Origin of the sequence: Thioclava sp. L04-15, assembly GCF_002020275.1 — a bacterium.
Lineage (GTDB): Bacteria > Pseudomonadota > Alphaproteobacteria > Rhodobacterales > Rhodobacteraceae > Thioclava > Thioclava marina.
Window position 1 is genome coordinate 75,580 of sequence record NZ_MPZW01000009.1, and the last position, 12,500, is coordinate 88,079.

Genomic DNA, 12,500 nt, shown 5'->3' on the forward strand with positions numbered 1-12,500 from the left:
CCTTTTGTCTCGAGGCGCGCAGGTCCGCCCCGTCGCGCCTGCCTATACATCGCGCATTCGTGACGGTCAAAGTAATGTGCGCTCACGCTTGCGAGAAGGGTTCAAGCGATCACTTTCCCGCTTCATGAGCGGATGGCCGCCCGTAAACCCCGTTTTCGCGGGTGATTACTGGCGCAGGAGTTTCGCTTCCGCGGCGTCCGATTGCGCCCAGCTCTCGATACCGCGGGTGATCGCCGCGGCCATGCGGGCGCGCCAGTCGGGATCCTGGAGACGCTTGCGATCGGCGGGCGAGGACAAGAACCCCAGTTCGATCAGGACCGAGGGAATGTCCGGGGATTTGAGCACCGAGAAATCCGCGCCCTGTACGGGATGCTTGTGCATATGCAGCCCCGCGCCCTTGATTGCGCCCGCGAGCACCTGCGAAAGCCGCAGCGAGCGCGGTTGCGTCTCGCGCCGCGCAAGATCGACGAGGACATGAGCCACCTGATCGCCTTGCCCGTCCAGATCGACACCAGCGAGGATGTCATCGCGGTCATGGCGCGCCACAAGCTTGCGGGTCGCGTCATCCTCGGCATGATCGGAGAGCCGATAGATACTCGAACCGCTCGCCTGCCCCTCCGCAATCGAATCCGCATGCAGGGAGACGAACAGATCCGCCCCGGCCGCCCGTGCGACCGTCACCCGCGTCTCGAGCGGCACGAAGACATCCTGATCGCGCGTCATCACCACTGTCATCCCGGCCCGGCGTAGCTGGTCGCGCAGCTGCCGGGCAAAGCCCAGAACGATATCAGCCTCGCGCGTGCCGCCATCCTCGGCGCCCGGGTCGATCCCGCCATGTCCAGGGTCGAGCACCACCACCAGCGGGCGCGCGCCATCCTGACGGCGATGCGCGTTCGACACCTGCGCGGGCTGTGGCAGATCCCACAGCGCGCTGTCGGCGGCGCCCTTGCGCGGGGTGAATTTCTCGACCGGCACAGGCTCGAGCTTGATGCGAATCTCGGTCTCGCCCTCGGTGCGCTCCTCGGAACTCACGAGCCGCACAGGACCGTCGAGCTCGGCCACCATGCGCGACCAGCCCGGACGAAACGCGCCCCAGCGCAGATTGGTGATCGCGTCGGTGCCGCCCAGAAGCTCCTGCGGCGTGCTGGTGCCGAAATTCACCTCGCGGAAATCCACGACGAGCCGGTAGGGCGCAGCCAGAAGAAAGACCCGGTAGATGACAGGCTGACTGATCCCGAGCGTGATTTCGGTATGTCCGTCCTGCTGGGTAATCGCGCTACGCTCTGGCTGGTAACGCGCAAGCGCAGAGAAATCCTGCGCGCGCGCCGGCAGCGTCAACGCGAGAAGCGTCGCGAGAAGAAGAAGGAACCGCCCGACCATTCATGCCTCGTTTTTCGGGCACTATAGCGGCGGGCGGTGCGGCTGGAAAGCGACGTGGCGCGCACGTTGCCCGGACGACCCGCCCGGGCCGCACTCGGGCCTGCCTCGCGCGTTCGCCGAGGCGTCCTTCCACTGGAAGGCCACCTTCGTCCGGCTCACCCGTTCCGCTTCGCCATGAACTCCCGCAACCGGCGGACGCCTTCCGCGACCCGTTCGGGGCTTTGCGCGTAGGAGATCCGGATCGTCTGCTTGCCGCGATGGGGGTCGAAATCCATCCCCGGGGTGACGGCCACGCCGACGCTTTCGAGGATCTCGGCGGCAAATGCCGCGCTGTCCTCGGTCAGCTCGGAGACATCGGCGTAAAGATAGAACGCACCGTCGGGCGGTGCGATCCGGGTGAAGCCCATCTTCGGCAACTCTTCGAGCAACAGCGCACGGCTCTCGGCATAGCGCGCGACATGGCCTTCCATCTCCTCAATGCTTTCCAGCGCGCCGAGGGCTGCCACCTGGCTCGCATGGGGCGCGCAAATGAACATGTGCTGGGCAAGGCGTTCGACGGTGCGCAGGTGGCTTTCGGGCACGACCATCCAGCCCACGCGCCATCCAGTCATCGAGAAATACTTGGAGAAGGAGTTGATCACGAAGACATCGTTGGTGATCTCAAGCGCCGAGACCGCGCGGGCGTCATATTGCAGCCCGTGGTAGATCTCGTCCGAAATGAAGGCGATGTCGCGCGCGGCGCAATGCTCGATCAGCGCTTCCAGTTCGGGCTTGCCCAGCATCGTCCCCGAAGGGTTGCCGGGCGAGGCGACGATCAGACCTTGCAGATCGTCGGGGATTTCTTCCGGCGTGGGCTGATAGCGGTTCTGCGCCTCGGTCGGGATGCCGACGGGCTCGATCGAGAGGGCCTTGAGGATCTGGCGGTAGCTCGGATAGCCCGGCTCACCCAGCCCTACCTTGTCGCCCGCATCGAACAGCGCCGTGAACGCCAGCTGGAACGCGCCCGACGAGCCCGAGGTGATCACCACGCGCGCCGGATCGAGATCGACATTGTACCAACGCTTGTAGAGCCGCGCGATGCCCTCGCGCAGGTAGGGCAGACCAAGCGCCACCGTGTAGCCCATCGGCTGATGTTCGAGCGCCTCGGCCAGGCGACGCTTTGCGGCTTTCGGCGCGGAGGTCGAGGGCTGTCCCACTTCCATATGCACGATATCGCGCCCCGCGGCCTCGGCCTCGGCCGCCATGCGCAGCACATCCATCGCGATGAAGGGTTCCACCTGTCCGCGTTTCGACTGCCGCATGACCAAACTCCCGAATTCGTGATCGTTTCGCCTCGGGGGTTAGGACACACGCCCCGCCCCGTCAATGCGACGCGACGCGGTGCCGCTCTCACAAGCCCTTGAACCTTGGCCCCCGAAACGCCAGTTTGCACGCAAGCGAAATTGCCCCGATCAAAGGAAACGCCTCATGCTCCGCACGCTTCTGGCCGCGACCGCCTTCGCAGCCCTCGCCTCTGCCGCCCCCGCGCAGGATTTCGATTTCTCGAAAATGAGCGACGCGCAGAAATCCGCTTTCGGCGAGGCCGTGCGCGACTACCTCATGAAGAACCCCGAAGTTCTGGTCGAGGCGATCAACGAGCTGGAAGCCAAGCAGCAGGCCCAGCAGGTCGAGAATGACGCGCAGCTCGTGAAGGCCAATGCGAAGGATATCTTCGAAGACGGCTACAGCTGGGTCGGCGGCAATCCCGAGGGCGACGTGACCATCGTCGAGTTCATGGATTACAAATGCACCTACTGCAAGAAAGCCTATGCAGAGGTCAGCGACCTTCTGAAAAACGACGGCAATATCCGCTTCATCGTGAAGGAGTTCCCGATCCTCGGTCAGGAATCCGAGCTTGGCGCGCGCTTTGCCGTGGCGGTCCAGCAAATCGCCGGGAACGACGCTTACGAGAAAGTGCATGATGCGCTGATGACGATGCGCGGCAGCCTCACCATCGAAAGCCTCACCGCGCTTGCGAAGGATCAGGGGCTCGATGCCGACGCGATCGTCAAGGCGATGAACGACGAAGCCGTGACCGATGTGCTGCGCCAGAACTACCAGCTCGCGCAACGCATGGCGATCTCGGGCACGCCCGCCTTCGTGATCGGTGGCCAGCTGCTGCGCGGCTATGCGCCCGAAGCGGCAATGGCGCAGATGGTGGCCGAAGAGCGCAAGGCCGAGTGAAGCCACATCGTTCGATTTGAACACTCTTCGCGAAGGCGAGGCCCCGGCCTCGCCTTCGTGCATTTCGGGCAGGACCTAACCCGGCAATACCCAACAGGTTTGCCCGAGCCGCTCGGCCCGCGCCCCGGTGCCAAGCTTGAACCGCATCCGCCCCGCGCCTTCCTCACCATCGACGGCGCCGAGATCGAGCTGGCGCACCCCGCGCGCCCGCAATTGCAACGCCGCCTGCCAGAGCATCAGGTTATGCGCGCTGCCCGCGCGACCGGCATCCGCGCTCCAGCCGATGTGATAGCTCGCCCCCGTTCCGTGGATCAGGAAGATCCCCGCCGCGATCCGCTGCCCGGCCGGGGTCTCGACACGCAGCGCCATTAGATCCTGCGGCGCGATCCGCGACCAGTTCCGGGTAAAGCCAGGTGGCAAAGCGCGATATCCCCGCGCGCGCTGCTGAGCCCTGTCTTGTTCCAGCACCCCGGCCAGGTCGGTTTCGGGGCACAGCACGAGGCCCGCCCGCTCCGCCGCCGAAAGCCTGTTGCGCCATTTCCCCGCGAGCCCTGCGCGCAGCGCCTCGGGACCAAGCGAAAGATCCCAGATCGCCTGATGGCGCGACGTGACGAGCGGGATCAGCCCCGCCCCCGCGACCGGCAGCTCGGGCGTTGCAAGGACCACGCCCACGCGTTGCGCCAACGCGCGCAAGGCCGCCCGCTGTTGCACCGCCGTGAGATCGGGCGCAAAGACCGGCCCCCGCGAGATCGGCCAGAGCCCTGCCTGCCCGATCATCTGCACAAGCCCGATCTGCCTGCCGGAGCTCCGCAATTCCAGCCGCGCGACACGGCGGCCTGCCGCCTCGGCGATCGCACCGTAGACCGCGCCTTGCTGGAACGCCGGCGCACGGACAGGCTCCAGCGCCTCGAGCGCCGCTTCCCAGTCCCGAGCGCTCTTGGCGCAAACCTGCCACGCGAACCGATCCATGTCTTTTGTTAACGCGGGCTTCACTAAGATGGGCTTAACTGGAGCGCGACATTCAACCGAAAGGCGAACCATGCGCTCAGACGAACCCGGCCGACGCCCTCGCCTTCCGGAGCAACGCGCAGACGAGTTCCCCAACCTCAAAGCCCCGCGCCTCACCCCATGGGTGCCTGCGGGTCTCGCCCTCGTCGGTTCCGCACTGTGGTTGGGATTGCTCGCAATCACGCTTTATTCGGGGCTTTTCTGAACTCCGCGGTTCGAAAGTTGACGTAAGCGTCAAAAAACGTGGCGCGATGGACACAGGCTCCGTAGCGTCAACCCGCCCATACGCCACGTCAAACTAGAAGCCTGATTGATTCACATCCCTCGGATGATAGCGTCGGCTCAGGGAACCAGGACAACACGTTAGGGAAGAGGAACAATATGAAACGTGTTATGACTTCTGCGGCCGTGCTCGCGCTCAGCGCCGGCATCGCCCATGCAGGCGGGGCCGAACGCTCGACCCAATCGGCCGGCATTCTGTTTGAAAAAGGCAACTACCTCGAACTGAACTTCGGCGCGTTCAATCCGAATGTTTCGGGCAGCTTCGAGGCAAATCCGGCCGCGAAATCCGGCGACATGGCTCCGGGCTACGGGACGTTCAGCTTCGGTTACAAGCAAGCTCTCAGCGACAAGTGGGATCTGGCGATCGTCGTCGACCAGCCGGTCGGCGCGAAGGTGAACTATCCTTCGACCGCGCCCTACCCGCTCGCGGGTTCGAAAGCGGCCATCTACTCGTCGGCTGTGACGGGCTTGCTTCGCTACAAGCTTCCGAACAATTTCTCGGTCTATGGCGGCATCCGCAGCGAGAGCGTCAAGGGCAAGGTGACGCTGTCGAACGGTTACACGATGAACACCTCGTCGGACTCCGCCTTCGGCTATGTGATCGGCGCGGCCTGGGAAAAGCCCGAGATCGCGGCGCGCGTTGCGCTGACCTACAATTCGAAGATCAAGCACAGCTTCCGCGTGACCGAGATGGGCAACCCGAGCCTTCCGTTCTCGACGACCATTCCGGAATCGGTGAATCTCGAATTCCAGACCGGCATCGCGAAGGATACCCTTCTGATGGGCTCGGTGCGTTGGGTTCACTGGACGCAGTTCGACATCACGCCGGCAGGGTATTACAGCCAGACCGGCGCCTCGCTTGTCGATTATGGCGACAACACGGTCACCTATAACATCGGGGTCGGCCGTCGCTTCAACGAACAATGGTCCGGGGCCGTCATGTTCGGCTATGAAAAGCATACCGGCGAGCGTACTGGCAACCTCGGTCCGACCGATGGCTTCAAGTCCGTTTCGCTGGCTGCAAGCTATCAGGCAACCGACAATATCAAGGTTACCGGTGGCATTCGCTATGTCGATATCGGCGATGCGAAGACCAACCCCTATGCCCCGGCAGGACCGAATCCGGTATATGGCGGCGTTTTCACCGACAACTCGGGCTGGGGCGCTGGCGTGCGCGTCGGGATCAACTTCTGATCCACGACCGATCCACAACATTCGAAAAGCCCCGCCTCGCGCGGGGCTTTTTCTTGACCAATGAGCAAAATCCGGGTGGCGCGGGACGCGGGTCGGGCTTATCGCTCGGGGCATGAAACAGACGCCCGATCCCCTCTCGATCTCTCCGCTCGCCTGGGCGCTCCTCGGTGGGCTCGCCCTGATCTGGGGTTCGTCCTTCCTGAGCAACCGTGCCGCGCTCGAAGGCGCAGGCGTGGCCACCGTGGTTTTCCTGCGCGTCTTGGGAGGCGCGGTCTTGCTCTGGATCTGGGTCGCGGTGCGAAACCTGCCGGTCCCACGCGATCCGCGCTATCTCGGGCGGTTCCTGATCATGGGGCTTCTCAACAACGCCATTCCCTTTTCCCTGATCGTCTGGGGGCAGAAACATATCGATAGCGGCCTCGCCTCGATCCTCAACGCCTCCACCGCCATCTTCGGCGCGCTGATCGCGGCCCTTGTCTTTGCGGACGAGCGGCTGAGCCCGCGCAAGATGACCGGGATCGCGATCGGCTTTGCGGGCGTCGTGGTGGCGATCGGGCCGGATGCGTTGCGCGGCTTTGACCTCACATCGGCAGGTCAGCTTGCGATCCTTGGCGCCTCGCTGAGCTACGGGTTCGCAGGCGCCTATGCGCGCTTTGCGATCAAGGGGTTACGACCCGAAGTTTCTGCGGCCGGGATGCTCACGGGTGGGGCGATCTGGACCCTGCCGATCCTTCTGATCACCGAGGGCATGCCGAGCCTAGACTACGCGCCCTCGGTCTGGTTTGCGATGCTCTGGCTCGGCTTTGGCTGCTCCGCTCTGGCCTACCTGCTCTATTACCGCATCCTTGCGCTTGCGGGCGCGGCCAATCTGGCACTCGTGACGCTGCTGATCCCGCCGGTTGCCATTGTCGCGGGCTGGGCGGTCTATGACGAGCGCCTCGGATGGGCCGAGGGCGCGGGCTTTGCGTTGCTCGCGCTGGGGCTGATGATCCTCAATCGCCACCCGAGCAAACGCGTCGCACCCGCCAAAACCCCGTGACGCGCCCGCGCGCGCAGGCTAAACCGGGGCCAAAGACCAATGAGGAACCGGATGATCTATTCCAATCGCGCACAGTGGCTGGGCGCCGAAAAGAAGCGCGTCGCGCTCTTTGGCATGTCGGGGCTGGGCAAAACCTGGGCGGCGAACCTGCTGCGCGACGAGGGGTGGTTTCACTACTCCGTCGATTACCGCATCGGCACGCGCTACATGGGCGAGTATATCGCTGACAACTTCAAGCGCGAGGCGATGAAGAACCCCTTCCTCGCCGAACTTCTGCTGTCGGACTCGGTCTATATCGCCTCGAACATCACCTTCGAGAACCTCGCGCCGCTCTCGACCTATCTTGGCAAGCCCGGCGATCCGGCCAAGGGCGGCCTGCCCTTTGACGAATATCTGCACCGCCAGACCCAGCATCGTGAGGCCGAGATGGCCGCGTTGCTCGACACGAAGCATTTCATCGAGCGCGCCGAGGACATCTACGGCATCTGCAATTTCCTGTGCGATTCCGGCGGCTCGATCTGCGAGGTGGTCGATCCCGAAGACCCGGAGGACCCGATCCTCACCGCTCTGTCGCAGAACCTGTTGATGGTCTGGATCGAGGGCTCGGACGCACATACCGAGGAACTGGTGAAACGCTTCGACCGCGCGCCGAAGCCGATGTATTATCAGCCGCAGTTCCTCGCCGCGAAATGGACCGAATATCGTGACCTGAAAGGCGTCTCCGAGGACAAGGTCGATCCCGATGACTTCGTGCGCTGGACCTATGCGCAGGCGCTCGCCCATCGTCAGCCGCGCTATGCCGCGATGGCAGCAAACTGGGGGGTAAAGATCCGTGCCGAAGATCTTTACCTTGTCCGCAACGGAAAAGATTTTACATCGCTGATCGCAGATACGCTTCCCGTCTGAGGTGCGTCGCGACGACTTTACCTGAACTTCGACCCGCAAGAGACTGAAAACAATGCCGATCACGCTTCCTGAGAACCTCCCCGCCTTCGACATCCTGTCGCGGGAAGGTGTGATGGTGATGACGCCCGAACGCGCGATGCGTCAGGAAATCCGGCCCTTGCGCATCGGGTTGCTGAACCTGATGCCGAAAAAGATCCAGACCGAGAACCAGTTCGCCCGGCTCATCGGCGCGACCCCGATCCAGATCGATTTCCAGCTGATCCGGATCACCGACCACCAGACGCGCAACACTGCGGCCGAGCACATGGAAGAGTTCTACCGGCCCTTCGAGGAGGTCGCGGCGACGGGCGAGAAGTTCGACGGGCTCATCATCACCGGCGCTCCGATCGAACATTTGCCTTTCGAAGAAGTGACTTACTGGCAAGAGCTCACTCGGATCCTCGAGTGGACGCAAAGCCATGTCTTCTCCACCTTCGGCGTCTGCTGGGGGGGCATGGCGATGGCCTACCACTTCCACGGCGTGAAAAAGCACATGCTCGATCACAAGGCCTTCGGGTGCTTCCGGCATCGCAATTGCGCGCCCGCCTCGCCCTACCTGCGGGGTTTCTCCGACGATCTGCTGATCCCGGTGAGCCGCTGGACCGAGATGAAACGCGACGAGCTGGAAGCTGCGGGCATGGTGACCTTGCTGCATTCGGACGAAACCGGCCCCTGTCTGGTCGAAGACCGCGCCCATCGCGCGCTCTACATCTTCAACCATTTCGAATATGACAGCGGCACGCTGAAGGAAGAATACGATCGCGACGTGGCGGCGGGAAAGCCGATCAACGTGCCGCTGAATTACTACCCTGACGACGATCCGAGCCGGGTGCCCACGAACCGGTGGAAGAGCCATGCCCACCTGCTCTACGGCAACTGGATCAACGAGATCTACCAGGGAACACCTTATGATCTGGAAGAGATTGGCCGCTAGTATCGCCCTCATCGCCCTCGCGCTCGGCGGGGCCACCTGGAGCGTCGCCTCCTGGCGCGCGAGCCGCGCCGAGGCCGCCTATCCGCCCGACGGGATCTTCGTCGAGGTCGACGGCCAGCGCGTGCATATGGTCGTCATGGGCGATCAGGGGCCGGATCTGGTGCTGATCCACGGCGCGTCGGGCTCTGCGCGCGCGCTGACCTTCGATCTCGCGCCGGAGCTGGCCAAGCGGTACCGCGTCTTCGTGCCCGACCGGCCGGGTTTCGGCTGGTCCGACCCGCTGGAGGGCGACTCGATCACCGCGCAGGCAGAGCTTCTGCAACACGCCGTGGCCGAAGCTGGTGCCCGCGATCCGATCGTCCTTGGGCATTCCTATGGCGGAGCTGTCGCCATCGCCTGGGCGGTCACGCGCCCCGGCACCCTGTCGGCGCTGGTTCCGGTGGCCGCCCCCTCGCAGACCTGGGAGGACCCGCTGCCGGCACTCTACCAGATCACTGCGCCGCCGTTGGGCCAGGCGATCGCGGTGCCGCTGATCTCTGCCTGGACCCCCCCCGATCTCTTGCGCTCCGAGGTCGCCTCGGTCTTCGAGCCGCAAGACATGCCCGACGGCTATGCCGAGTGGTTCGGCCCCGGCATGACATTGCGCGCCCGGACGATGCGGGTGAATGCCCGCCAGCGCGCGTCGCTGAAAGACGAGATCGCGGCTCTGATACCGCATTACCCCGATCTCGACCTGCCGGTGATATCGCTTCATGGCTCCGCCGATATGATCGTGGGCGAGCAGATCCATGCCGTCCCCTTCACCCGTCAGGTCCCGGGGGCCGAACTGGTCTCTCTCCCGGGGGTCGGGCATATGTTGCCGCATGTCGCCCTGGAGGAAACCGTGGCCGCCGTGGACCGCGTCGCGGCCCGCCTCCACAACGACTGAGCAAGCGGAAGATTTGGGGTGGAACACAGGCCCCTCCCTTCTTCTTGACCCAAATATCTCCGCCGGAGGCATCGCCCCCGAACCAAAGGCGTCGCGTGCTGGCTTCTTGCGCCGCCCGCAACGCCACCCCATACTGCGCGAAACGAGGAGACGGCGATGGCCAAGGACAAGAACGAAACCCCCTTCGAGATCCCTTTCGTCGGCGATATCACGAAATTCCTCGAAACCGAGGCGCCGAAGGAAATTCGCGACGCGATCACGATGTCGGACAAGGATGATATCCTTTCCAAATCATACCCTTACGACGAAGAGTTGAAGGGCAAGAAATACGACCGCCACATGGAGGCGCTTCAGGTCGAGCTGGTCAAGATGTTCTGGGACGTCAAGGAGACCGGCAAGCGGCTCGCGGTGATCTTCGAGGGGCGCGACGCGGCCGGCAAGGGCGGGACGATCGGGCGGATGCGTGAAAACCTCAACCCGCGCTCGGCCTATGTCGTGGCGCTGCCCAAACCCACCGAGACCGAGGCCACGCAATGGTACTTCCAGCGCTATGTGGATTGGCTGCCTGCGGCGGGTCAGATCGCGATGTTCGACCGCTCGTGGTATAACCGCGGCGTGGTCGAGCATGTCTTCGGCTTCTGCACGCCCCAGCAGCGCGAGCATTTCTTCCACCAGCTCCCCGATTTCGAGAAGATGCTGGTCGAGGACGGGGTGACGCTGGTCAAGCTCTGGCTCAACGTGGACCGTGCCGAACAGCTGCGCCGTTTCCTCGCGCGCGAGAGCGACCCGCTCAAGCAATGGAAGCTGAGCTGGATCGATGTCGAGGGCCTCAAGCGCTGGGACGCCTATTCCGCCGCGATCCAGGAGACACTGGAGCGTTCGGACAGCAAACACGCACCTTGGACCGTGATCCGCTCGGACGACAAGAAGCGCGCGCGCATCGCGGCGATCCAGACGGTGCTGAACGCGGTCGATTACGCGCGCAAGGACAAGGATGCGATCGGCGAGATCGACAAGAAGATCTGCGGCGGCATCGACGTTCTGAATGTCTAAGCAAGGCTATCATCACGGCAACCTGCGTCAGGCGCTGGTGAGCGCCGCGCTGAAGCTGATCGAGGAAAAGGGCCCGACCGGGTTCACGCTTTCGGAGGCTGCGAAAAGCGCGGGCGTCACCCCGGCCGCAGTCTATCGCCATTTCGCCGGCCGCGAGGATCTGATCGCGGAATGCGCGCGTCAGGGATACTTGATCTTCGGTGACCTCCTGGAACACGCTTGGCATGAGGGAAAACCTTCGGCTCTGGCAGCGTTTTCCTCGGTCGGGCGGGCCTATCTGGCTTTCGCGAAGAAATATCCCGGTCACTACATGGCGATGTTCGAAAGCGGCATCTCGCCCAACCGCTCGCCCGAGATTTCCGCCGTGGCCTCGAAATCCAGCGCCGCGATGGAGCGGGCGACGCGCGCGCTGATGGAACATGTCCCGCCGGAAAAACGCCCGCCCGCGGCGATGGTGGCCGCCCATATCTGGGCGATGAGCCATGGTGTGGTCGAGCTGTACGCGCGCGAGGGCAACCGCTCCCCCTTCGCGCCCGAGGATCTGCTCGAAAGCGGGATCGGGGTTTACCTGCGCGGGTTGGGGCTCATCCCGCCGGGGTGACGCCCTCCAGGCACTGGAGGTATCATGCGCTTCGTTCTGACCTTTGTTCTGATCCTCTGGGCCGGCCTTGCAGCAGCGACGCCCTACCCCGCCTATGAAACCCTCGGGGTCAATGATTTCGCGAATGTCTTGGCGCCCGCGCAAAGCGATGCGCTCGATGCGAAGCTGTCCGAGCTGCGTGAAAAGACCGGGATAGAGTTCACCGTGCTCACCCTGCCGACGCGCTCCGATTACGATCCCGCGCCCTCCCTGGAGAGCTTCGCGACGCGGCTTTTCAACGGCTGGGGGATCGGAAATGCCGAGCGCAATGACGGCATCCTGTTGATGGTGCTGGTGCAGGATCGCGAGGTGCGCATCGAACTCGGCTCTGGCTACAGCCCCGAATACGACATCCCCGCGCAGGATATCATCCGCACCGTGATCCTGCCCGCGTTTCGCGACGGCGATCTGCCCACCGGCATCCTCGCGGGCAGCGACGAGATCATCACCCGGATCGCCGATCGCTGGGCGCAGGGTCTGCCGCCGCAGCCGTCGCCCGACCGGGCAGAAGGGGTTCTCGACAAGATCCTGCGCTACGCGGTGTTTGTCGTCTTCGGGCTCGCCGCGGCCGTGATCTTGCTCGGACGCCGATTGCGCGGGCGGTTCACGCGGTGTCCAAATTGCGGCCGTCGCGGCCTCGATGTCACGCGCGAGATCAGCACGCAGGCCACCCGGAAAACGACCGGTCAGGGTGTCTGGATCCGCCGCTGTCCGCATTGCGGCTGGACTGGGCGCGAGAGTTTCACGATCCCCACGCGCGGCCGATCTTCGGGCGGGAGTTTCGGTGGAGGTCACTCCTCCGGCGGCGGGGCCAGCGGGCGCTGGTAGCCGCGCATGAAAACGGGCGGAGACCATCGCCTCCGCCCGCCAATCT

General features: G+C 64.0%; 12 protein-coding genes. 9 read left to right on the top strand and 3 right to left on the bottom strand.

The window, feature by feature from the left end; genetic code table 11:
* Positions 1 to 165: 165 nt before the first annotated feature.
* Both BMI90_RS16270 and BMI90_RS16275 read right to left on the bottom strand, forming a co-directional pair.
* Positions 166 to 1,380, bottom strand: a complete 1,215-nt coding sequence (locus BMI90_RS16270; RefSeq protein ID WP_078530555.1) for an N-acetylmuramoyl-L-alanine amidase — start codon at positions 1,378 to 1,380, stop codon at positions 166 to 168.
* A 155-nt stretch (positions 1,381 to 1,535) separates the two neighbouring features.
* Positions 1,536 to 2,681, bottom strand: a complete 1,146-nt coding sequence (locus BMI90_RS16275; protein WP_078530556.1) for an aminotransferase class I/II-fold pyridoxal phosphate-dependent enzyme — start codon at positions 2,679 to 2,681, stop codon at positions 1,536 to 1,538.
* Between the two features lie 166 nt (positions 2,682 to 2,847).
* On the opposite strand from BMI90_RS16275, the gene BMI90_RS16280 reads away from it, so the two are divergent.
* Positions 2,848 to 3,603 (top strand): DsbA family protein, encoded by a 756-nt coding sequence (locus BMI90_RS16280; protein ID WP_078530557.1) that lies wholly within the window; start codon positions 2,848 to 2,850, stop codon positions 3,601 to 3,603.
* 75 nt (positions 3,604 to 3,678) lie between these two features.
* Here the strand turns inward: BMI90_RS16280 and BMI90_RS16285 are convergent, their stop codons facing one another.
* Entirely contained in the window at positions 3,679 to 4,572 is an 894-nt protein-coding gene (locus BMI90_RS16285) for a GNAT family N-acetyltransferase (RefSeq protein WP_078530558.1), read from the bottom strand.
* Positions 4,573 to 4,992: 420 nt separating this feature from the next.
* Here BMI90_RS16285 and BMI90_RS16290 point away from each other — a divergent pair, with 420 nt between their 5' ends.
* From BMI90_RS16290 to BMI90_RS16325, 8 genes are all read left to right on the top strand, one after another.
* A complete protein-coding gene (locus tag BMI90_RS16290) occupies positions 4,993 to 6,087 on the top strand; it encodes a hypothetical protein (protein ID WP_078530559.1) in 1,095 nt (364 codons plus the stop codon).
* Between the two features lie 112 nt (positions 6,088 to 6,199).
* Positions 6,200 to 7,126, top strand: a complete 927-nt coding sequence (locus tag BMI90_RS16295) for a DMT family transporter (RefSeq protein WP_078530560.1) — start codon at positions 6,200 to 6,202, stop codon at positions 7,124 to 7,126.
* Positions 7,127 to 7,177: 51 nt separating this feature from the next.
* On the top strand, positions 7,178 to 8,032 hold the full coding sequence (locus BMI90_RS16300; RefSeq protein WP_078530561.1) for an ATPase: 855 nt from the start codon (positions 7,178 to 7,180) through the stop codon (positions 8,030 to 8,032).
* Positions 8,033 to 8,084: 52 nt separating this feature from the next.
* Complete coding sequence (gene metA, locus BMI90_RS16305; protein WP_078530562.1) at positions 8,085 to 9,005, top strand: homoserine O-succinyltransferase; 921 nt, start codon at positions 8,085 to 8,087, stop codon at positions 9,003 to 9,005.
* Entirely contained in the window at positions 8,980 to 9,933 is a 954-nt protein-coding gene (locus BMI90_RS16310; protein WP_078530563.1) for an alpha/beta hydrolase, read from the top strand. Before metA ends, BMI90_RS16310 begins: the two co-directional genes overlap by 26 nt.
* A 156-nt stretch (positions 9,934 to 10,089) precedes the next feature.
* Complete coding sequence (ppk2, locus tag BMI90_RS16315; RefSeq protein WP_078530564.1) at positions 10,090 to 10,986, top strand: polyphosphate kinase 2; 897 nt, start codon at positions 10,090 to 10,092, stop codon at positions 10,984 to 10,986.
* Complete coding sequence (locus BMI90_RS16320; protein WP_078530565.1) at positions 10,979 to 11,587, top strand: TetR/AcrR family transcriptional regulator; 609 nt, start codon at positions 10,979 to 10,981, stop codon at positions 11,585 to 11,587. Before ppk2 ends, BMI90_RS16320 begins: the two co-directional genes overlap by 8 nt.
* A 24-nt stretch (positions 11,588 to 11,611) precedes the next feature.
* Positions 11,612 to 12,454, top strand: a complete 843-nt coding sequence (locus BMI90_RS16325; RefSeq protein WP_078530566.1) for a TPM domain-containing protein — start codon at positions 11,612 to 11,614, stop codon at positions 12,452 to 12,454.
* Positions 12,455 to 12,500 lie beyond the last annotated feature (46 nt).

Coding starts and splice junctions, on each gene's coding strand:
- BMI90_RS16270 (WP_078530555.1), bottom strand. CDS start 1,380: ATGGTCGGGCGGTTCCTTCTTCTTCTCGCGACGCTTCTCGCGTTGACG.
- BMI90_RS16275 (WP_078530556.1), bottom strand. CDS start 2,681: ATGCGGCAGTCGAAACGCGGACAGGTGGAACCCTTCATCGCGATGGAT.
- BMI90_RS16280 (WP_078530557.1), top strand. CDS start 2,848: ATGCTCCGCACGCTTCTGGCCGCGACCGCCTTCGCAGCCCTCGCCTCT.
- BMI90_RS16285 (WP_078530558.1), bottom strand. CDS start 4,572: ATGGATCGGTTCGCGTGGCAGGTTTGCGCCAAGAGCGCTCGGGACTGG.
- BMI90_RS16290 (WP_078530559.1), top strand. CDS start 4,993: ATGAAACGTGTTATGACTTCTGCGGCCGTGCTCGCGCTCAGCGCCGGC.
- BMI90_RS16295 (WP_078530560.1), top strand. CDS start 6,200: ATGAAACAGACGCCCGATCCCCTCTCGATCTCTCCGCTCGCCTGGGCG.
- BMI90_RS16300 (WP_078530561.1), top strand. CDS start 7,178: ATGATCTATTCCAATCGCGCACAGTGGCTGGGCGCCGAAAAGAAGCGC.
- metA (WP_078530562.1), top strand. CDS start 8,085: ATGCCGATCACGCTTCCTGAGAACCTCCCCGCCTTCGACATCCTGTCG.
- BMI90_RS16310 (WP_078530563.1), top strand. CDS start 8,980: ATGATCTGGAAGAGATTGGCCGCTAGTATCGCCCTCATCGCCCTCGCG.
- ppk2 (WP_078530564.1), top strand. CDS start 10,090: ATGGCCAAGGACAAGAACGAAACCCCCTTCGAGATCCCTTTCGTCGGC.
- BMI90_RS16320 (WP_078530565.1), top strand. CDS start 10,979: ATGTCTAAGCAAGGCTATCATCACGGCAACCTGCGTCAGGCGCTGGTG.
- BMI90_RS16325 (WP_078530566.1), top strand. CDS start 11,612: ATGCGCTTCGTTCTGACCTTTGTTCTGATCCTCTGGGCCGGCCTTGCA.